Consider the following 18,703-nt stretch of genomic DNA (forward strand, 5'->3'; position numbering starts at 1 on the left):
GCGCCCGACTCTCTTTCCCGGTATCGCCCATGCCCAACTCCCCGCTTCCTTCCGGCCGCAGGCTGCCCGCTTGCGCCTTCGCCGACATCGGCGAGCCCTACGCCGTGTTCCAGGCTCCCGGCGGCGCGCTCCTCGCGGTGGCCAGCGCCTTTCATGGGCAACACCCGGGCCGACAGCTCGACGTCTACGAACAGAGCCTGCGCCTGTACCGCGGCGGCGACCTCGAATGCATCGCCGTCCTGCCGGACCTGGGCTTTCCGCTCAACGCCATCGCCTGGCACCCGAGCCGGCCCGTACTGGTGATCGGCGGCGGACGCTACGACGGCGGCGCCTTCTTCGAAGGCGGTCTGCTGGCCTGGGACTACGCGAGCGGCAAGACCCAATCGCTGCTCGCCGACAACCGCGAAGTGCTCGCCTGCGACTTCGAGGACGACGGCCGGCGCCTGGCCTTCACCGTCGCCCCCAGCGACGACCTGGAGGACCGACCGTTGTTCCGCCAGCGCCATTCGCTAGCCTTTCCGGTCGACGCCCCACTGGTGCTGGACGACCTGCCCGGCACCCGCCTGCCCTTCGACTGGGCCCTCTACCCTGCCTCGACACAACGCGAAGCAGCGCTGCCGATCCTGGAAAACCTAGCCCTGGGCAAAGATCGGCGGTTCCTGCATCGTCCACCGGTGTGGGACCTGTGCTTTCTCGACGGCCAACTCCTGGCCATCGCCCGCGCCAGCCCCCGGCTCGAGCTCTGGAATCTGGCCGACGACAGCCTGCGCAGCTTCGAACTGGCCGAACGGGGCCAGTGCCTGCAGGTCTTCCATAACGCCACGGACGACAGCCTGCTGGTCAATCTGCAACTCGGGTATGCCGCCCAGCGACTGTTCAAGGTGCCGCTGACACCGGGACAACCGCTGCTCCTGAGCGACTGCCGCCATCTGCTGGCGCAATCCGCCCAAGGCGGTTTTCTCGCCCGCCAGATCGCCCTCGAGGGCAAAGACCTGGAAGACCTCGTGCTCGACCCGGCCGGCCGGATCGTCCACAGGCGCCGTCTCGGACACTACGACCTGTTCAACCACCATCTGCGCATCGACCGTGGCGAAGCCTTCTTCTACCTGGCCGGCAATCCGCCGGAGCAGCACCAGGACAAGGGCCTGTTCCGCCTCGACCCGCAGACCTTCAAGACCCGCGAAGTGCTACGCCTGGAGCGCCACCCGGAGCACTTCAACAACCTGCACGGCTGCCTGCTGGGCAATCGCCTGCTGCTCAACGCCAAGGTCTACAACTCGCCGCATCACGCCTACGGTACCCAGCGCCTGACCTGCTACGACCTGGAGAGCCGCGGCACGCTCTGGGGCGCGACCCTGTCCGCCCAGGTCAGCGCCTTCGCGCCGTTGCCCGGCGGACAATGGATCGCACTGGCGCTGGTCGATGGTCAGGTCGAGGTACGCGACCTCGCCAGCGGCGAATGTCGCTGGCGCTACCGCACGGCAGACGCCATACCGCTGTGCCTGGCAGTCAGCGACAAACTCCTCGCCATCGGTTTCAGCCACGGCGGAGTCAGCCTCCTGCAGGTCGCGGCGGATGGCCAGCTCATCGGTCCTCCAGGCGCCAACCCGCGGCAGTAGCCCGCAGTTCGCCGTCCAGCGCCAGGTGGCGGAGAAACACCGGGTCGTGGGACACCACCAGCAAGGCCCCACGGTATTGCCCGAGCATGCTTTCCAGGGCCTGCCGCGCAGCCAGGTCGAGGTGGTTGTCCGGTTCGTCGAGCAGTAGCAGCTGCGCCGGCCGGTCGGCGTAGAGCACCAGGGCCAGGGCCGCCTTCAGGCGTTCGCCTCCGCTCAGCGTCGCGCACGGCTGGGCGAGCCGTTCAGCCGGCAAACCGAGTTGCGCCAGGCGCGTGCGCAGCCAGCTTTCGCCGCGACTGCGATTGACCTCCAGCAACTGCTCCAGCACGCCTCGCCCGTGGTCCAGCACGCTCAGCCGCTGGTCGAGATAGGCGGCGCCCACCGTCACCGCGCAGGTCCCCGCCAGCGGCGCCCGTTGCCCGGCCAGCAGCCGCAGCAGGGTCGACTTGCCGCTGCCGTTCGGGCCGACCAGTGCCAGCCGTCGCGGACCGCTCAGGAGCAGGTCGATTTCGCGCAACGGCCCGCGCAGATGCGGCAGGACCGCGCCCTTCAACTCGACGATCCGGCGCTGTGCCGCCAGTTCGGCATCGGGCGAATCGAGCAGCAGCGGCGACGCCTCCTCGACCTCCCGGGCAGCCTCGCGCACCTCGCGGTCGAGACGCTCGCGCTCCGCCTGGTGGGCGTTGCGCAGCTTGCCGGCGCTGACCTCGCTACGTTCCCTGAACCCACCGAGCAGGATCTTCGCCTGGTTCGCCGTCTTGCCTTCGCGCCGGCCGCTGGCCTGGCGCCGCTCCTGGCGCTGCTGCTGTTCGCGCATGGCCAGGGTCTGCCGCTTGCGCTCCAGACGACGCTGGTCCAGGCGACGTTCGGCGGCCTCGCGCGCCTCCTCCCGGCTCTGCGCGTAGAAGGAATAGCCACCGCCATAGCTGCGCAGGCCGAGGGTCGACAGCTCGACGATCCGCTGCATGCCCTCCAGCAGTTCGCGGTCATGGCTGACCAGCAGCAGGCCGCCGTCCCATGCCGCCAGCCGCGCCCGCAGCAAAGCGCGTGCCGGCCCGTCGAGAGGGTTGCTCGGTTCGTCGAGGATGAGAAAGTCGGCGTCGTCGAGGAATGCGCCGAGCAGCGCTACGCGCATGCATTCGCCGCCGCTCAGGCGTTCGCTCGGGGTGTCCGCGCGGAGATGGCCGAGCCCCTCGGCGGCCAGGGCGTCGGCCAGGCGTTGGCGGATGTCCCAGCGCTCGCCCAGGCATTCGTAGTCGGCGGCGTCGAGGCTACCCGCCTCGATCCGCGCCAGCGCCTCCAGCCATGGGCGGACGCCGGCCAGATCGGCGACGGTCGGGTAGTCGGCCGGTTCGAGCTGCTGCGCCAGGTAGCGCACGCGCCCCTGGCGCCGGACGCTGCCGCTGGACGGCTGCAAGTGTCCGGCGAGCAGGCGCGCGAGCAGCGACTTGCCTACGCCGTTGCGTCCCACCAGCCCGGTGTGCCGGGTGTCGAAGGTTTCGTCGAGATCGGAAAACAGAAGGCTGCCGTCCGGCAGCTGGAAAGAGACGCCATCGAGCGTCAGGGTCGACGTCTTCGTCATGGATACCCCCTTGATGCCATGCATTCCCCCGGGCCCTCGGGCCAGGGACGGAAAACCGGCCGTGCGGACACGGCAGCATCAATTGCGCATCGGACGAACACCTCGTACGGAAGGAAAGACCGCGGCAGTCTACTCCGCCCATGCGGCCCTGCCAATCGGGCATACTTTTCGTTTCCGACAGACACGACCGACCGACATGGCCAGACCGCGCATCTCCGAACTCTTCGAACAGGAACCCTCGCGCTGGGGCGGCCGTGGCGACCCCTACCTCTGGCAGGAAATGGCCGGGCAACTGGCGGACGCGTCCTGGCCGGCTTCCGCAGCGGCCCTGGAACACCTGCTCGGCGAGACCTTCGAGCGCCTCAGCGGCCATTCGCTGGAATACGATGCCTTGATCTACCTCGCGCGCCACGCCCACGGCGGCATGTCCAGCGGCATGGTCAGCCCGGAGTTCTGGCGCGAAACGGCAATCCCGGAACTGCTCGACCGCTATCGGCGGCGGCGCTCCTGGCTGAGATGGTTGCGCCGATAGGTGTCCTCGCCCATCGCCGCGATCTGCCCCTCGATCAGGGCATCGAAGGGTTTCAGCAAGGCTTCGTGGGTACGCGGCGCCTCCAGTTCGTCGAGCGCCGCGGCGATTGCTTCGATGGTCGACAGCGCGCCCTCTCCCGGCGCCTTGCGCAGGCGATAACGCGACGCCATGCCTTCGGCCAGGCTCACCCGCGGCAAGGCCGCCAGGGCCGGGTTCAGGTGCAGGAGCTTGCGCGCCTTGCGCCAGGTGCCGTCCGGCACCACCAGCAGGAGGGGCTCGCCGGCGGCCTCGGCGGCCATCTCTGCCAGCGCACGCGCCTGCTCGCCGGGAAACAGCAGGCAGGCCCGGTAGCCCGGTACCCGCCAGGTCTCCTCGGCGAAACGCTCGCCAACCCGCAGCTCCGCATTGCACAAGCCGAGGACGGCCAATCCTGCGGTATTCAACGCGTGCCCGACCTCGCTGGGGTGCTGCAGGACCAGCACCCGCGTACGCGACGGCAAGGAGGGAATCAGCGCGCAGAGGCAATGGCTGGCGGGGCGAGCGCAACGCTCGCAGCGGATACGTGGCATGGGACGACTCCTGGAAGGGGCCCAGTGTGCCACAGGCGGAGGGGCTTCCTCTCACTCGCAAAACGTCATATTTCCGACGAATGGCGGTAATTTGTTTCACCCATTAAGAATAACGACGAATTTTTGTCGTTCGATGAAAAAATACAATCGTCCCACCCTCTCAACTCCCGCCCATCGGCGCCGAAGACAGGGATGAGCCCCTCTCTCTATCCAAGGATTTTTCTCATGTTCACTCGCAAGTACCGACAGATGAACGCCGACTTGCAACAGCAACTCGCCGCCGAGCGCCTGCACATGGCGGCCCTGGACCGCTCCATGGCGCGCGTGGAGTTCGATCCGGACGGCAATATCACCGATGCCAATGAGAATTTCCTGACCCTGCTGGGCTACCGCCGCGACGAGATCCTCGGCAAACCGCATCGCCAGCTTTGCGACGGCGCCTACGCGCAATCGGAAGACTACCGGCGCTTCTGGGAACGCCTGCGGCGCGGCGAACACTTTTCCGGCCGCTGCAAGCGCATTACCCGCGAGGGCCGGCCACTCTGGCTGGAAGCCACCTACAACCCCGTACGCGACGGGCAGGGTCGACTGCTCAAGGTGGTCAAGTACGCCAGCGACATCGATGCCATCGTCCACCAGGAACACGAGATGCAGAGCAAGCTGGATGCCCTGTCCCGCTCGATGGCGATGATCGAGTTCGACCTCGACGGCAATGTCCTCGCGGCCAACGACAACTTCCTCGCCACCATGGGCTATGGCCGAGCCGAGCTGGCCAGCGCCAACCACCGTCAGTTCTGCGAACCGGGCTACCGCGACGGCCCGCAGTACGCCGACCTCTGGCGCCGCCTGAACCGCGGCGAGTACGTTACCGGGCAGTTCCGCCGGGTCCACCGCAACGGCCAGCCGGTCTGGCTGGAAGCCAGCTACAACCCGGTCTACGACGCCGACGGCAAGCTGTTCAAGGTGGTCAAGTTCGCCAGCGACGTCAGCGACCGCATGCGCCGCTACCAGGCCGAGGCGGACAACGCCCACCAGGCCCACACCCTGTCCACCGAGACCCGCACCGTCGCCGAACACGGCGCGCTGATCATCCAGAGCGCGGTGGAGGAAATGCTCAAGATCGCGAATACCCTGGATGCTTCCTCGCTGAACATCGGCGAACTGTCACAGCACTCGCAACAGATCACCTCGATCGTCAACACCATCCGCGAGATCGCCGAGCAGACCAACCTGCTCGCCCTCAATGCCGCCATCGAGGCCGCCCGCGCCGGCGACCAGGGTCGCGGCTTCGCCGTGGTGGCCGACGAGGTGCGGCAACTGGCGGAACGCACCAGCAAGTCGACCAAGGAGATCGCCGACATGATCGGTCGCATCCAGACCGGCACCCGCAGCGTCATCGACGACATGCAGCACAGCCAGGAACAGGCGCGGCGCGGCGTGGAGCTGGCCAACGAGGCCGGCGCGGCGATCCTCGGCATCCGCGAGAGCACGCACAAGGTGGTAGAAGCGGTGCAGCAATTCTCGCGCACCCTCAACGCCGATCTCTAGGGCTCAGGCCAGGCTCATCTGCGTCCGCAACTGGTCGCGGAAGGCCTGGATCAGCGGCTCGCGCGAGCGGCCGCGACGGAGGATCAGGGAGAATGGCGCCTGGTAGCCGAAGGTCGCCGGCAGCAGGGCGCGCAGGCGCCCCTGCTCGACCCACGGGTGGGCGTAGTGCTCCGGCAGGTAACCGATGTAGCCGCCGGAAAGGATCAGGATCAGTTGCGCCTCCATGCTCTCCACCGTTCCCGCGCTGTGCTTGAATCCGTGCCGGGCCAGCTCGGCCTGGCTCCAGTAGCCGCGGCCGACCATGCGTTGCTGGGTGATCAGATCGGCGGAAATTCTCCGCCCGTCGAACAGCGGATGCCGGTCGCTGCAGTACAGCCAGTGCTGTTCGCGGTACAGCGGCTGGTAGACCAGTCCGTTCATGCGACTGGAAAAGGCGCCGATAGCCAGGTCCTGGCGGTTCTCCAGCACGCTCAGTTGCAGTTCGTAGGGGCTCTGCACCAGCAGGTGCAGGTGAACCGCCGGGTGTTCGCAGCTGAAGGCGCCGATCACCTCGGCCAGCGGCAGCGCCGGGTCGCTTACCGTGGAATCGAGCACGCCGAGGTTCAGGGTGCCGCGCAGCTCGCCCTTCAACGCCAGAGCGTAGCGTTCGAAGCCTTCCAGTTCGCCGAGGATGCGCAAGGTTTCCTGGTGGAACAGCTCGCCCTTGCTGGTCAGGCTGAAGCCACCGCGGCCACGGTGGCAGAGCACGATGCCGAGCTGGTTCTCCAGTTGGCTCATGTAGGTGCTGATCGCCGAGGTCGACAGGTTCAACTCCTGCTGGGCGGCGGCGAAGCCCTGGTGGCGCACCACCGCGGCGAAGATGCGCAACAGGCGCAGGTCGGGCAAGGCGTTGGACACGGCGACTCCGGTTTGCGGGCGAGGATTTCGGACAGCAGGCCGAGGCAAAGGCCGCCGTCCGGGCTCGGCGGCGAAGTCTAGCCGCTTCGCCGTTAGTTTAGAAATCTCTGAACTGATTATTTGTAGCCAGCGATTTGACTCGCTACCGGCTGTGAAGAGAATCCGTCCGACCCCTAAAACAACCACAACGACCGTGAGGCCACCCCGTGGACAAGAATCTCCACCAGCCCCTGGGCGGCAATGAAATGCCCCGCTTCGGCGGCATCGCCACCATGATGCGCCTGCCCCATGTCCAGTCCCCCGCCGAACTCGACGCCCTCGATGCCGCCTTCGTCGGCGTGCCCCTCGACATCGGCACCTCCCTGCGCTCCGGTACCCGCTTCGGCCCCCGCGAGATCCGCGCCGAATCGGTGATGATCCGTCCCTACAACATGGCCACCGGCGCCGCCCCCTTCGACTCGCTGAACGTGGCGGACATCGGCGACGTCGCGATCAACACCTTCAACCTGCTGGAAGCCGTGCGCATCATCGAGCAGGAATACGACCGCATCCTCGGTCACGGCATCCTCCCGCTGACCCTCGGCGGCGACCACACCATCACCCTGCCGATCCTCCGCGCGATCAAGAAGAAGCACGGCAAGGTCGGCCTGGTCCACGTCGACGCCCACGCCGACGTCAACGACCACATGTTCGGCGAGAAGATCGCCCACGGCACCACCTTCCGCCGCGCGGTGGAAGAAGACCTGCTGGATTGCGACCGTGTTGTGCAGATCGGCCTGCGCGCCCAGGGCTACACCGCCGAGGACTTCAACTGGAGCCGCAAGCAGGGCTTCCGCGTGGTGCAGGCCGAGGAGTGCTGGCACAAGTCGCTGGAGCCGCTGATGGCCGAGGTCCGCGAGAAGGTCGGCGGCGGCCCCGTCTACCTGAGCTTCGACATCGACGGCATCGACCCGGCCTGGGCGCCCGGCACCGGCACCCCGGAAATCGGCGGCCTGACCACCATCCAGGCGATGGAAATCATCCGCGGCTGCCAGGGCCTGGACCTGATCGGCTGCGACCTGGTCGAAGTCTCGCCGCCCTACGACACCACCGGCAACACTTCGTTGCTGGGCGCCAACCTGCTCTATGAAATGCTCTGCGTCCTCCCGGGCGTGGTGCGTCGCTGAGCCGTAGCGCGACCATGACCGACGACCGCGTCGAACAGGTGCTGGAGGCCGCCCGCCGACTGGTGGCGGCCTTCGCCCGCAACGATGCCGAGGCCTATTTCGCCGCCTTCAGCGAGGACGCCAGCTTCATCTTCCACAACTGGCCTCAGCCGCTGCGCTCGCGCGCGGCCTACCGCAAGTTGTGGGAGCGCTGGCGACGCGAGGACGGCTTCGAAGTGCTGGCGTGCGAATCCAGCAATACCTGCGTCAGCCTGCAAGGCGACCTGGCGATCTTCAGCCACGATGTCGCCACCCGGCTGCGCCTCCAGGGAACGGAAAGCCTGAACCGGGAACGGGAAACCATCCTGTTCCGCCTAGAACAACAAGAAGGCCGTTGGCTGGCCTGCCATGAGCACTTGTCGGCGATGCCGGAGTACCTGCCATCGACTAGCTAGCTCTCCCGGGAGAACGTCATGGATAACAACAATAACCAACACGCAATCACACGCATCGAAACCTTCGGGGTCGAACAGATTCCCGACCACGAACGCAACGCCACGCCGGTCGATCTGTTCCGCATGATCTTCGGCGGCGCCAATACCTTCGCCACCGCCGTGCTCGGCAGCTTTCCGGTGCTCTTCGGGCTGTCCTTCCAGGCCGGGCTGTGGGCGATCCTGCTGGGCGTCACGCTGGGCGCGCTGATCCTCGCCCCGATGGGCCTGTTCGGCCCGCTCAACGGCACCAACAACGCGGTCTCCTCCGGCGCGCACTTCGGCGTGCACGGGCGCATCGTCGGCTCCTTCCTCTCGCTGCTGACCGCCATCGCCTTCTTCTCGCTCTCGGTGTGGAGTTCCGGCGATGCCCTGGTCGGCGGCGCCCGGCGCCTGGTCGGCCTGGAAGAGAGCGAACTGAACCTGGGCCTGGCCTACGGCCTGTTCGCCGTGCTGGTGCTGACCGTATGCATCTACGGCTTCCGCTTCATGCTGCTGGTCAACAGGATCGCCGTGTGGGCCGCCAGCCTGCTGTTCCTGCTCGGCCTGTTCGCCTTCGCCGGCCCCTTCGACGCCGCCTACGCCGGCAGCGTGCAACTCGGCCAGCCGGGCTTCTGGGCCGCCTTCATCGGCGCCACCCTGCTGGCCATGAGCAATCCGATCTCCTTCGGCGCCTTCCTGGGCGACTGGGCCCGCTACATCCCGCGCCAGACCTCGCAGGCACGGATCATGCTAGCGGTGATCGGCGCGCAGCTGGCGACCCTGGTTCCCTTCCTGTTCGGCCTCGCCACCGCGACCATCGTCGCCGTCCGCGCGCCGGACTACATCGCTGCCAACAACTACGTCGGCGGCCTGCTGGCCATCGCTCCCGGCTGGTTCTTCCTGCCGGTATGCCTGATCGCGGTGATCGGCGGCATGTCCACCGGCACCACTTCGCTGTACGGCACCGGGCTGGACATGTCCAGCGTGTTCCCGCGCCTGCTCTCGCGGGTGCAGGCCACGGTGCTGATCGGGGTCGCCTCGATCGGCTTCATCTTCGTCGGCCGCTTCGCCTTCAACCTGGTGCAGAGCGTCTCTACCTTCGCCGTGCTGATCGTCACCTGCACCACCCCGTGGATGGTGATCATGCTGATCGGCCTGCTGACCCGTCGCGGCTTCTACCGCCCGGACGACCTGCAGGTGTTCACCCGCGGCCAGCGCGGCGGCGCCTACTGGTTCGAGCACGGCTGGAACTGGCGCGGAATGGGTGCCTGGATTCCCAGCGCGGCAGCCGGCCTGGCCTTCGTCAACCTGCCGGGGCAATTCGTCGGTCCGCTCGGCGAACTGGCCGGCGGCATCGACCTCAGCCTGCCGGTCGCCCTCGGCCTGGCCGCCCTGCTCTACCTGGCACTGCTGCGCCTGTTCCCGGAACCGCCTTGCGTCTATGGCCCGCGAGGACCGCGCTGGGTGCGCGCGCACGGCACGCGGAGGGCACCGGCGATAGCCACCGCCTGAGGTGGGGTACACACACGGCGGGACGCCAGCGTCCCGCGCTTCCGGCGCCTCGCCGGATACAACAATGACAATGAGAAACTTGGGAGACCTGATATGGCCCTCGACATATTCGTCGTTCTGATCTACGCCGCGGGCATGATCGCGCTGGGCTGGTACGGCATGCGCCGCGCCAAGACCCGCGACGACTACCTGGTGGCCGGCCGCAACCTCGGCCCCGGCTTCTACCTGGGAACCATGGCCGCCACCGTCCTCGGCGGCGCCTCCACCATCGGCACCGTGCGCCTGGGCTACGTCCATGGCATCTCCGGCTTCTGGCTGTGCGGCGCGATCGGCCTCGGCATCGTCGGCCTCAGCCTGTTCCTGGCCAAGCCGCTGCTGAAGCTGAAGATCTACACCGTCACCCAGGTCCTGGAGCGTCGCTACAACCCCGCCGCGCGCCACGCCAGCGCCCTGATCATGCTGGTCTACGCACTGATGATCGGCGCCACCTCGACCATCGCCATCGGCACCGTCATGCAGGTCCTGTTCGGCCTGCCGTTCTGGGTCTCGATCCTGATCGGCGGCGGCGTCGTGGTGCTCTACTCCACCATCGGCGGCATGTGGTCGCTGACCCTGACCGACATCGTGCAGTTCCTGATCATGACCGTCGGCCTGGTGTTCCTGCTGATGCCGCTGTCGATCAACGACGCCGGCGGCTGGGACGCCCTGGTAGCCAAGCTGCCGGCCAGCTACTTCGACTTCACCGCGATCGGCTGGGACACCATCGTCACCTACTTCCTGATCTACTTCTTCGGCATCTTCATCGGCCAGGACATCTGGCAGCGGGTGTTCACCGCCCGCAGCGAGACCGTGGCCAAGGTCGCCGGCTCCGCCGCCGGTATCTACTGCGTGCTCTACGGCATGGCCGGGGCGCTGATCGGGATGGCCGCCAAGGTCCTGCTGCCGGACCTGGAGAACGTCAACAACGCCTTCGCCAGTGTGGTCGAGCACAGCCTGCCGAACGGCATCCGCGGCCTGGTCATCGCCGCCGCCCTGGCGGCGCTGATGTCCACCGCCAGCGCCGGCCTGCTGGCGGCGTCCACCACCGTCACCCAGGACCTGCTGCCGCGCCTGCGCCGCGGCCGCGGCCAGTCCGACAACGGCGACGTGCACGAGAACCGCATCGCGACCCTGCTGCTGGGCCTGGTAGTGCTCGGCATCGCCCTGGTGGTCAGCGACGTGATCAGCGCCCTGACCGTGGCCTACAACCTGCTGGTAGGCGGCATGCTGATCCCGCTGATCGGCGCGATCTACTGGAAGCGCGCCACCACCGCCGGCGCCATCACCAGCATGACCCTGGGCTTCCTTACCGTACTGGTGTTCATGATCAAGGACGGCCTCGACGCCAATACGCCGATCTACTACAGCCTGGCGGTCGGCCTGCTCAGCTTCGTCCTGGTCAGCCTGTTCTCGCGGCGCCCGACGGGTGTCGCCAGCGCCGCCTGAACCAGGCACAACCCCGACAGGCGAGGGACTTTCCCTCGCCTTTTCCATTCCCGAGAACATGAAAAAGGAACGGCCATGACCACCTGCGGCGAATTCCTCGTCAAGCAACTCGAAGCCTGGGGCGTCGAGACCGTCTTCGGCATCCCCGGCGTGCATACCGTAGAGCTCTATCGCGGCCTGCCCGGCAGCCGTATCCGCCATGTCACCCCGCGCCACGAGCAGGGCGCCGGCTTCATGGCGGACGGCTACGCACGGGTCACCGGCAAGCCCGGCGTGTGCTTCATCATCACCGGCCCGGGGATGACCAACATCCTCACCGCCATGGCCCAGGCCTACGCCGACTCGATTCCGATGCTGGTGATCTCCAGCGTCAACGAACGCGCGCGCCTGGCCCACGGCAACGGCTACCTGCACGAGATGCCGAACCAGCGCAACCTGGTAGGCAACGTCTGCGCCTTCAGCCATACCCTGATGAGCGCCGAGGAGCTGCCGGCGGTGCTCGCCCGCGCCTTCGCCGTGTTCGACAGCGAGCGGCCGCGGCCGGTGCACATCGAGCTGCCGCTCGACGTCATCACCGCTCCCGCCGAACACCTGGCCCTGCGCCCACGCACCGTCGCCAGCCGCCCGGCGCCGGCCCTCGCGCCCTTGCGCGAGGCCGCAGCGCGCCTGCGCAACGCGAAGAAGCCACTGCTGCTGCTCGGCGGCGGCTGCGTCGAGGCCGCCGCCGAAGCGCGTGCCCTGGCCGCCGCGCTGGACGCGCCGACCGCCCTGACGATCAACGCCAAGGGCCTGCTACCGGCCGACCACCCGCTGCTGCTGGGCAGCAACCAGTCCTGCGTGCCGGTACGCGAGCTGGCCGCCGAGGCCGACGTGGTGCTGGCCATCGGCACCGAGCTGGGCGAAACCGACTACGACGTGGTGTTCGACGGCGGCTTCGCCCTCGATGGCGAGTTGATCCGCATCGACATCGACCCGCAGCAACTGATGCGCAACTACACGCCGAGCCTGGCCATCCACAGCGACGCCCGGCTGGCCATGCGCGTGCTGCTGGCCGAACTGCCGGGCGGCGAGGCCTCGCCGGACAGCCCCGGGGCCCGGCGCGCCGCCGCCGTGCGCCAGCGCCTGGCCGAAGACTTCGCCGGCTGGTCGCACTATCGCCAGCTGTTCGCCGCGATCCTCGCCGAGTGGCCGGACGCCCGCTTCGTCGGCGATTCGACCCAGACCGTCTACAGCGGCAACCACCTGGTCGATCTCGACGAGCCGCGCCGCTGGTTCAACGCCTCCACCGGCTACGGCACCCTCGGCTATGGCCTGCCCGCCGCCATCGGCGCCAAGCTCGGTGAGCCGGGACGCCCGGTGGTCAGCCTGATGGGCGATGGCGGCCTGCAGTTCACCCTGCCGGAACTGGCCAGCGCGGTGGAAGCCAAGGTCGGCATCGTCGTGCTGCTGTGGAACAACCACGGCTATGGCGAGATCAAGCGCTACATGGAGCGGCGCGAGATCACTCCGCTCGGGGTCGATATCTACACCCCGGACTTCCTCGCCATCGCCCGCGGCTTCGGCTGCGCCGCCGAACGCGCGCGCGATCTCGAACACCTGCGCGAACTGCTGCGCGGCGCCCCGGCGGACCGTCCGCTGATCGTCGAGGTGCTGCAAGCCGCGCCCTTCCATCCCTGACCCGGAGCCCGCCATGGACGATTCCGAACTCTACCGCTCCCTCTGCGAGATCCTCGGCGCCCGTGGCGTGCGCGACAGTACCGCGCTCGCCGGGCAGGACCCCGGCTACCATCCGCAGAACCTCGCCGGAAGCTTCCTGGTCCTGCCGGAAAGCACCGACCAGGTCGCCGCCGTGGTGCGTCTGTGCCGCCAGGCGGGACGCGCCCTGGTACCCCAGGGCGGACTCACCGGCCTGGTCGGCGGCGGCGCCGCGCAAGCCGGCGACGTGCTGCTCTCGCTGCGCAGGCTGAACCGCATACATCGGCTGGATGCGGCCAGCCAGACCCTCGACCTCGACGCCGGCGTCACCCTCGAACAGGCCCAGGCGCTGGCCGCCGAGGCCGGACTCGACCCCGGCATCGATCTCGCCGCGCGCGGCAGCGCCAGCATCGGCGGGCTGGTCGCGACCAACGCCGGCGGCATCCGCGCCTTCCGCTTCGGCACCATGCGCCAGCGCGTGCTCGGCCTGGAAGCGGTACTCGCCGACGGCAGCGTCTACAGCGACCTGCGCGGGCTGCTGAAGAACACCACCGGCTACGACCTCAAGCAGTTGTTCGTCGGCGCCGAAGGCACCCTCGGCATCGTCACCCGTGCGGTACTGCGCCTGGAGCCGTTGCAGCGTCCCGGCGCCACCGCCCTGCTCGGCCTGCCCGACGTCGACGCGGCGATCACCATCGCCGCGCGCCTGCGCCGCGAGCACGCCGAACGCCTGTTCGCCTGCGAGATCCTCTGGCACGACTACCTGCAATGCACCGCCGCCCCCATGGGCGACAGCGCGCCGAGCCTGGCGCCCTGCCCTCTCTACCTGCTGGTGGAGCTGGCCGAGGACCGCCACCTGGATGCCGGCGAGGCGCTCACCGCCCTGCTGGAAGACTGCTTCGAGGACGGGCTGGTGGAAGACGCCCTGCTCGCCGCCAACGAAACCCAGCGCCTGGCCATCTGGCGCCTGCGCGAAGACTCCGACGCGGCCATCCACGCCGGCGTCGACAGCCTGTCCTTCGACGTATCGCTGCCGGTGCCGGCCCTGGCCGGCTACGTCAAGCGCATCCGGCGGCGCCTGGACGACCTGGTGAAGGGCATGCAGGTCTTCCTCTTCGGCCATTTCCTCGACGGCAACCTGCACGTCATGCTCGCCGCCGACGTCCCGCTGCTGCCGCTGCACCAGGCGGTGGAGGAAATCCTCTACGGCGAGTTGGGCGAATGCGCTGGCGTGATCTCCGCCGAGCACGGCATCGGCCTGGAGAAGAAGGAAGCCCTGGGACGCTACGCCGATCCGCTGAAGCTCGCGCTGATGGCGCAGATCAAGGAACTGCTCGACCCCAGCGGGCTGTTCAACCCGGGCAAGGTCATACCCTGAACGCCTATCCTTCTGGGATAGCCTTTCCACCGACAGAGACCGCGATGAGAATCGTCAGCCGCGACCGCTGGTTCGAAACCCGGCACTTCTACAACGGTATCAGCCTGATCCACGAGCCCTACGTGCGCCCCTTCTATCGCTGCAACATGTGGCATGTCCAGGGCCGCGAGCGCGACGTGCTGGTGGACAGCGGCTCCGGTCTGGTCAGCCTGCGCGAGCAACTGCCCTGGCTCACCGAACGACCGCTGCTGGCGGTGGCCAGCCACACCCACTTCGACCATATCGCCGGCCACCACGAATTCGCCGAGCGCCTGGCGCATCCGGCCGAGGCGGAGATCCTCGCCGCGCCGGACGGCGACAACACCCTGGCGCGCGCCTATGTCGGCGACGAGATGTTCGAGGCGCATCCGGAGTGCCCGCTGTGCTACGCCGAATACCGGGTGCGAGCAGCGCCGGCGACCCGACTGATCGACGAAGGCGACGTGCTCGATCTCGGCGACCGCGTGCTGCAAGTGCTGCACACGCCCGGGCACTCGCCGGGCGGCATCAGCCTGTGGGAAGCGGCAACACAGACGCTGTTTTCCGGCGACATCGTCTACGACGGTCCGCTGGTCGAGGACGCCTATCATTCCAACCTCGACGACTATGCCGCCAGCCTCGCGCGCCTGCGCGAGCTACCGGTGCGCACCGTGCATGGCGGGCATTTCGCGAGCTTTTCCGGGGAGCGTTTGAGGGAAATGATCGTCGCCTGGTTCAGGAACCACGATCGATAGACCAAAACCGGGACTCTGGCCAGCGCCGCAGGCGGATGCCAGAGCGTCGGGGAACCGGCTCAGCGACGTTGCCGCGCGGCGAGGCGCCGGCGTTGCTCGTCGTTTTCCACCGGGATGGGTTGCATGCGCGGGGGCTCGATCAGGCCAAGGGCGACACCGAGTTGCCACGCCAGGTTTTGCAGCCAGAGTTTCATGACAGGCCCCTTGTCCAAGGGAAGAAGAATCGGGCGACCTGACAAGTCAGGTCGCCCTAGGAAAGAGTAGACCGGCGTCCCACTCTCCGCACGTTCCACTCCGTCCTTGGAAACAACTTTACTGCGGGAAACCGGCCCCGGACCCTGACCTGAATCAAGCCAACGCCGATTCCCGCCCTTGCAGGAGACCGATCCAGGCCTTCAGGTTGGCGCCGACCATGCCCTTGCGCCAGACCAGCCAGGTATTCGCCCGGGCGAACGGTTCGGCCAGCGCATGCACCGCCACCGACTCCCGCCCCGGCAGGCTTTGCAGCATCGACACCGGCATCAGCGCCACCCCGCCGCCGGCCACCACGCAGGCCAGCATGCTGTGGTAGGACTCGATCTCCATCACCCGGCCCATGCTCACCCGCGCGCTGGCGAACCAGGACTCCAGCAGCAGGCGATAGGAGCAGCGCGGGCGGAAGGCGATCACCGCGCTGCCGGCCACGTCCTCGGGACCGCGCACCGGCGGGTGGCCATTCTCGGTGACCAGCACCATGCGCTCCTCGAACATCGGCAGGCCCTCCAGACCGTCGAAGTCCAGCGGGCCGTCCACCAGCACGGCATCCAGGCGCCCGCCCAGCAGCGACTCGACCAGCTCGCCGCTGGGCGCGGTCTGCAATTGCAGGTTCACCGCCGGATAGCGCCGGTGGTATTCCGCCAGGCGCGGCGGCAGGTGGATCGCCGCGGTGCTGTACATCGAGCCGAGGGCGAAGTCGCCCACCGGTTCGCCCCCCTGCACCGCCGCGCGCGCCTCCTCTTGCAGGGCGAACAGCCGCGCGGCGTAGTCCAGCAGGACCTTGCCGGCCGGCGACAGTTGCAGGCGCTGGCGTTCGCGGAGGAACAGGTCGACGCCAAGCTGTTCCTCCAGTTGCCGCAGGCGCGTCGACAGGTTCGACGGCACCCGGTGCAGGCGCTCGGCGGCGCGGGCGATGGAGCCTTCCTCGGCGACCGCCTGGAAGATCCTCAACTGGCCGAACTCCACGGTTAATTCTCCAAAACAGAACAAGTAATTCACGATTATTCATTTTTACAGAATTGCCGCAAGACCTAACCTGCTGCCATTCATCCCCCGGCAGGAATCCGCACATGTCCCGTGATTTTCTTCGTTCGCCGCTGGTCGGCCTGCTCGCCTGCCTGCTGGCGCTGGTGGTCGCCATGGGGGTCGGACGCTTCTCCCTGACCCCGCAACTGCCGCACCTGATCCGCGAAGGCCAGCTCGACCTGACCGGCGCCGGCCTGCTGGCCGCCGCCAACTACCTCGGCTACCTGGTCGGCGCGCTGGACGCGCTGTTCGCCCGCGAAGCGCGGCAGGCGCGCTTGCGCCTGCTGGTCGGGCTATGGGCCTGCTTCGGCCTGACCCTGGCCTCGGTCTGGGCCGAGGGCTTCTGGCCGCACGCGCTGCTGCGCTTCGGTCTTGGCGTGGCCAGCGCCTGGGTACTGATCATGGTCACCGCCCTCAGCCAGCGCCTCGCCGCGGAAAGCGGTCGGGCCCGGCTGGGCGCGCTGGTGTTCGCCGGCCCCGGCATCGGGGTGATGGTCACCGGCCTGCTGGCGGCATTGGGCAACGCCCTGGGCCAGGACTCGGTGTTCATCTGGAAGCTCTTCGCCGACCTCGCGCTGGTCCTGATCCTCATGCTCCTGCCGCTGCTGCCGCGCCCGGCCGCACGCAGCGCCGGCCACGACGCGCCTGCCACGGCAAGCGAGAACGCCGGCCTCGGCCGCCTGACCTGGGCCTACGGACTGGTCGGCCTCGGCTATATCATCCCGGCCACCTTTCTCTCGCAGATGGCCGCGGCGCGTTTCCACGGGCAATGGCAGGCCGACCTGTTCTGGCCCTGCTTCGGCCTGGCCTCGGCCACCGGGGTAGTGCTGATCAGCCTGCGCCGGCAGCGCCCGGACGGCACCCGCCGCTGGCTGGTCGGCGCGCTCTGGCTACAGGCCCTCGGCGTGCTCGCCTGCCTGCTGCCAGGGATCGGCGGGCTGGCCCTGGGGGTAGTGCTGACCGGCCTGCCGTTCCTCGCCGGCATGCAACTGGTGATGCAATACGCCCGCGAACTGGCGCCGCATACGCCGCAGCGCAACGCCGGCCAACTGACCACCGGTTTCGCCCTCGGCCAGTTGCTCGGCCCGCTGCTGGCGGCGCTCAGCACGCATTTCGCCGGCGGCCTGCAACCGGCGCTGGCGCTCGCCGGGCTCGGCCTGGTCTCCGCCGGCCTGCTGTTGCGCCGGCCGCACTCGCTCAGCGTCGCAGCAGGCGTCGCAGCCACTGCTCGCCGCTGACCAGGGTGATGCCGGCGAGGACCAGCGCCGCGCCGGCGACGAAGTTCAGGCTGAGCGGCTCGCCCAGCAGCAATACACCGAAGGTGACGCCGAACAGGGGGGTCATGAAGGAGAAGATCGCCAGGTTGTTCGCCAGGTAGCGACGCAGTAGCCAGAACCAGCAGAAGTAGCTGGCGAACGACACCACCACGCCCTGGAACAGCACGCTGGCGGTGCTCACCGGGGTCCAGCGGACCTCGCCGAACTGGCCGCTGAAAAGAGCGATCAGCAATAACCCGGCGCATGCCACGAACAATTGGTAGAACAGCGTCAGGCTTGGCGGTGCCTCGGACAGCCGGGTGCCGCGCACTGCCACCGTGGTCGCGCCCCAGGACATCCCGGCGAGCAGGCCGAAAGCGTCGCCGAGCAGCATCCGCCCATCCATTTCCGCCCACGACAGGCCTCCGCCGAAGGCCACCGCTATGCCGCCGAAGCACACCGCCACGCCCAGCCACTGCAAGGGCCGCAGGCGTTCGCTGGGAAGCAGGAAGTGCAGCCCGAGGGCAGAGAAGATCGGCGCGGTATAGAGGAACACCGACATGTGCGAAGCCGTGGTGTATTGCAGGCCGAGGGCGATGAACAGGAACTCCAGGGCGAACAGCGTGCCGGTCAGCAGGCCGGCGCCCAGGGTGCCCTGGCGCAAGCCCTCCCAGCCGCCGCGCCAGCACATCAGCAGGCCGACCAGGGCGGCGGCGATGCCGGAACGGATGGCCGCCTGCATGACCGGCGCGATGTCCGTCGCCGCCCACTTGATGGTCACCTGCTGGATGCCCCAGATCACGCAGAGCAACAGCATGGTCTGGAAGGCGAAGGCATCGGCGGACTTACGCATGGCGGACTCACAGGCAGGCATGGAAGGAAGCGGCCGCCAGCGGCGACCGTCGGGCAGCGCCATTATGGACAAGCCGGCGCGCCCGGTCGAAGCCTGGAAGCGACC

General features: G+C 68.2%; 17 protein-coding genes. 11 read left to right on the forward strand and 6 right to left on the reverse strand.

The annotated features are described in order from the left end of the window. The first annotated feature begins 29 nt into the window (after positions 1-29). Positions 30-1,619, forward strand: a complete 1,590-nt coding sequence (locus tag AC1RB9_RS18465; RefSeq protein ID WP_003162990.1) for a hypothetical protein — start codon at positions 30-32, stop codon at positions 1,617-1,619. Here AC1RB9_RS18465 and AC1RB9_RS18470 read toward each other — a convergent pair. Next, positions 1,585-3,201, reverse strand: a complete 1,617-nt coding sequence (locus tag AC1RB9_RS18470; RefSeq protein WP_003100462.1) for an ATP-binding cassette domain-containing protein — start codon at positions 3,199-3,201, stop codon at positions 1,585-1,587. The genes AC1RB9_RS18465 and AC1RB9_RS18470 overlap by 35 nt on opposite strands. Before the next feature lie 196 nt (positions 3,202-3,397). Here AC1RB9_RS18470 and AC1RB9_RS18475 point away from each other — a divergent pair, with 196 nt between their 5' ends. Then, complete coding sequence (locus AC1RB9_RS18475) at positions 3,398-3,733, forward strand: hypothetical protein (protein WP_003112431.1); 336 nt, start codon at positions 3,398-3,400, stop codon at positions 3,731-3,733. Here AC1RB9_RS18475 and AC1RB9_RS18480 read toward each other — a convergent pair. Continuing rightward, positions 3,691-4,302 carry a tRNA-uridine aminocarboxypropyltransferase gene (locus tag AC1RB9_RS18480; protein ID WP_003082973.1) on the reverse strand — a complete coding sequence of 204 codons (612 nt, stop codon included), beginning with the start codon at positions 4,300-4,302 and terminating at the stop codon, positions 3,691-3,693. The genes AC1RB9_RS18475 and AC1RB9_RS18480 overlap by 43 nt on opposite strands. 294 nt (positions 4,303-4,596) lie before the next feature. On the opposite strand from AC1RB9_RS18480, the gene bdlA reads away from it, so the two are divergent. Next, a complete protein-coding gene (gene bdlA, locus AC1RB9_RS18485; RefSeq protein ID WP_073670453.1) occupies positions 4,597-5,850 on the forward strand; it encodes a biofilm dispersion protein BdlA in 1,254 nt (417 codons plus the stop codon). Positions 5,851-5,853: 3 nt separating this feature from the next. Here the strand turns inward: bdlA and AC1RB9_RS18490 are convergent, their stop codons facing one another. Next, a complete protein-coding gene (locus tag AC1RB9_RS18490; RefSeq protein WP_003162994.1) occupies positions 5,854-6,747 on the reverse strand; it encodes a LysR family transcriptional regulator in 894 nt (297 codons plus the stop codon). A gap of 206 nt (positions 6,748-6,953) precedes the next feature. On the opposite strand from AC1RB9_RS18490, the gene speB reads away from it, so the two are divergent. The 7 genes from speB (at position 6,954) to AC1RB9_RS18525 (ending at position 15,208) form a co-directional block, all read left to right on the forward strand. Continuing rightward, a complete protein-coding gene (speB, locus tag AC1RB9_RS18495; protein WP_003082966.1) occupies positions 6,954-7,913 on the forward strand; it encodes an agmatinase in 960 nt (319 codons plus the stop codon). A 14-nt stretch (positions 7,914-7,927) separates the two neighbouring features. Then, a complete protein-coding gene (locus tag AC1RB9_RS18500; protein ID WP_003112430.1) occupies positions 7,928-8,347 on the forward strand; it encodes a YybH family protein in 420 nt (139 codons plus the stop codon). Positions 8,348-8,365: 18 nt separating this feature from the next. Beyond that, positions 8,366-9,877: a purine-cytosine permease family protein gene (locus AC1RB9_RS18505; protein ID WP_003112429.1), complete on the forward strand. Its 1,512-nt coding sequence runs from the start codon at positions 8,366-8,368 to the stop codon at positions 9,875-9,877. 93 nt (positions 9,878-9,970) lie between these two features. After that, positions 9,971-11,362: a sodium:solute symporter family protein gene (locus AC1RB9_RS18510; RefSeq protein WP_003100479.1), complete on the forward strand. Its 1,392-nt coding sequence runs from the start codon at positions 9,971-9,973 to the stop codon at positions 11,360-11,362. A 75-nt stretch (positions 11,363-11,437) separates the two neighbouring features. Further along, positions 11,438-13,039: a 5-guanidino-2-oxopentanoate decarboxylase gene (locus AC1RB9_RS18515; protein WP_033941883.1), complete on the forward strand. Its 1,602-nt coding sequence runs from the start codon at positions 11,438-11,440 to the stop codon at positions 13,037-13,039. A 13-nt stretch (positions 13,040-13,052) separates the two neighbouring features. Next, positions 13,053-14,435 (forward strand): FAD-binding oxidoreductase, encoded by a 1,383-nt coding sequence (locus AC1RB9_RS18520; RefSeq protein WP_003449681.1) that lies wholly within the window; start codon positions 13,053-13,055, stop codon positions 14,433-14,435. 44 nt (positions 14,436-14,479) lie between these two features. Continuing rightward, the gene (locus tag AC1RB9_RS18525; RefSeq protein WP_003082954.1) at positions 14,480-15,208 is read left to right on the forward strand and encodes an MBL fold metallo-hydrolase; all 729 of its coding nucleotides are present in this window, start codon (positions 14,480-14,482) and stop codon (positions 15,206-15,208) included. A gap of 59 nt (positions 15,209-15,267) precedes the next feature. Here AC1RB9_RS18525 and AC1RB9_RS18530 read toward each other — a convergent pair whose 3' ends face one another. Continuing rightward, the gene (locus AC1RB9_RS18530) at positions 15,268-15,402 is read right to left on the reverse strand and encodes a PA1414 family protein (protein WP_003087006.1); all 135 of its coding nucleotides are present in this window, start codon (positions 15,400-15,402) and stop codon (positions 15,268-15,270) included. A 154-nt stretch (positions 15,403-15,556) separates the two neighbouring features. Beyond that, positions 15,557-16,429, reverse strand: a complete 873-nt coding sequence (ptrR, locus tag AC1RB9_RS18535; protein ID WP_003082949.1) for a putrescine utilization regulator PtrR — start codon at positions 16,427-16,429, stop codon at positions 15,557-15,559. Positions 16,430-16,533: 104 nt separating this feature from the next. Here ptrR and AC1RB9_RS18540 point away from each other — a divergent pair, with 104 nt between their 5' ends. Continuing rightward, the gene (locus AC1RB9_RS18540; protein ID WP_003082947.1) at positions 16,534-17,727 is read left to right on the forward strand and encodes an MFS transporter; all 1,194 of its coding nucleotides are present in this window, start codon (positions 16,534-16,536) and stop codon (positions 17,725-17,727) included. Here the strand turns inward: AC1RB9_RS18540 and AC1RB9_RS18545 are convergent. Further along, a complete protein-coding gene (locus AC1RB9_RS18545; protein ID WP_003082945.1) occupies positions 17,687-18,598 on the reverse strand; it encodes a DMT family transporter in 912 nt (303 codons plus the stop codon). The genes AC1RB9_RS18540 and AC1RB9_RS18545 overlap by 41 nt on opposite strands. Between the last annotated feature and the right edge of the window lie 105 nt (positions 18,599-18,703).

Source organism: Pseudomonas sp. 20-5 (assembly GCF_056782835.1).

Bases quoted from the DNA above. Each gene is read 5' to 3' on its own strand.
- AC1RB9_RS18465 (WP_003162990.1), top strand. From the start codon at position 30: ATGCCCAACTCCCCGCTTCCTTCCGGCCGCAGGCTGCCCGCTTGCGCC.
- AC1RB9_RS18470 (WP_003100462.1), bottom strand. From the start codon at position 3,201: ATGACGAAGACGTCGACCCTGACGCTCGATGGCGTCTCTTTCCAGCTG.
- AC1RB9_RS18475 (WP_003112431.1), top strand. From the start codon at position 3,398: ATGGCCAGACCGCGCATCTCCGAACTCTTCGAACAGGAACCCTCGCGC.
- AC1RB9_RS18480 (WP_003082973.1), bottom strand. From the start codon at position 4,302: ATGCCACGTATCCGCTGCGAGCGTTGCGCTCGCCCCGCCAGCCATTGC.
- bdlA (WP_073670453.1), top strand. From the start codon at position 4,597: ATGGCGGCCCTGGACCGCTCCATGGCGCGCGTGGAGTTCGATCCGGAC.
- AC1RB9_RS18500 (WP_003112430.1), top strand. From the start codon at position 7,928: ATGACCGACGACCGCGTCGAACAGGTGCTGGAGGCCGCCCGCCGACTG.
- AC1RB9_RS18505 (WP_003112429.1), top strand. From the start codon at position 8,366: ATGGATAACAACAATAACCAACACGCAATCACACGCATCGAAACCTTC.
- AC1RB9_RS18510 (WP_003100479.1), top strand. From the start codon at position 9,971: ATGGCCCTCGACATATTCGTCGTTCTGATCTACGCCGCGGGCATGATC.
- AC1RB9_RS18515 (WP_033941883.1), top strand. From the start codon at position 11,438: ATGACCACCTGCGGCGAATTCCTCGTCAAGCAACTCGAAGCCTGGGGC.
- AC1RB9_RS18520 (WP_003449681.1), top strand. From the start codon at position 13,053: ATGGACGATTCCGAACTCTACCGCTCCCTCTGCGAGATCCTCGGCGCC.
- AC1RB9_RS18525 (WP_003082954.1), top strand. From the start codon at position 14,480: ATGAGAATCGTCAGCCGCGACCGCTGGTTCGAAACCCGGCACTTCTAC.
- AC1RB9_RS18530 (WP_003087006.1), bottom strand. From the start codon at position 15,402: ATGAAACTCTGGCTGCAAAACCTGGCGTGGCAACTCGGTGTCGCCCTT.
- AC1RB9_RS18540 (WP_003082947.1), top strand. From the start codon at position 16,534: ATGTCCCGTGATTTTCTTCGTTCGCCGCTGGTCGGCCTGCTCGCCTGC.
- AC1RB9_RS18545 (WP_003082945.1), bottom strand. From the start codon at position 18,598: ATGCGTAAGTCCGCCGATGCCTTCGCCTTCCAGACCATGCTGTTGCTC.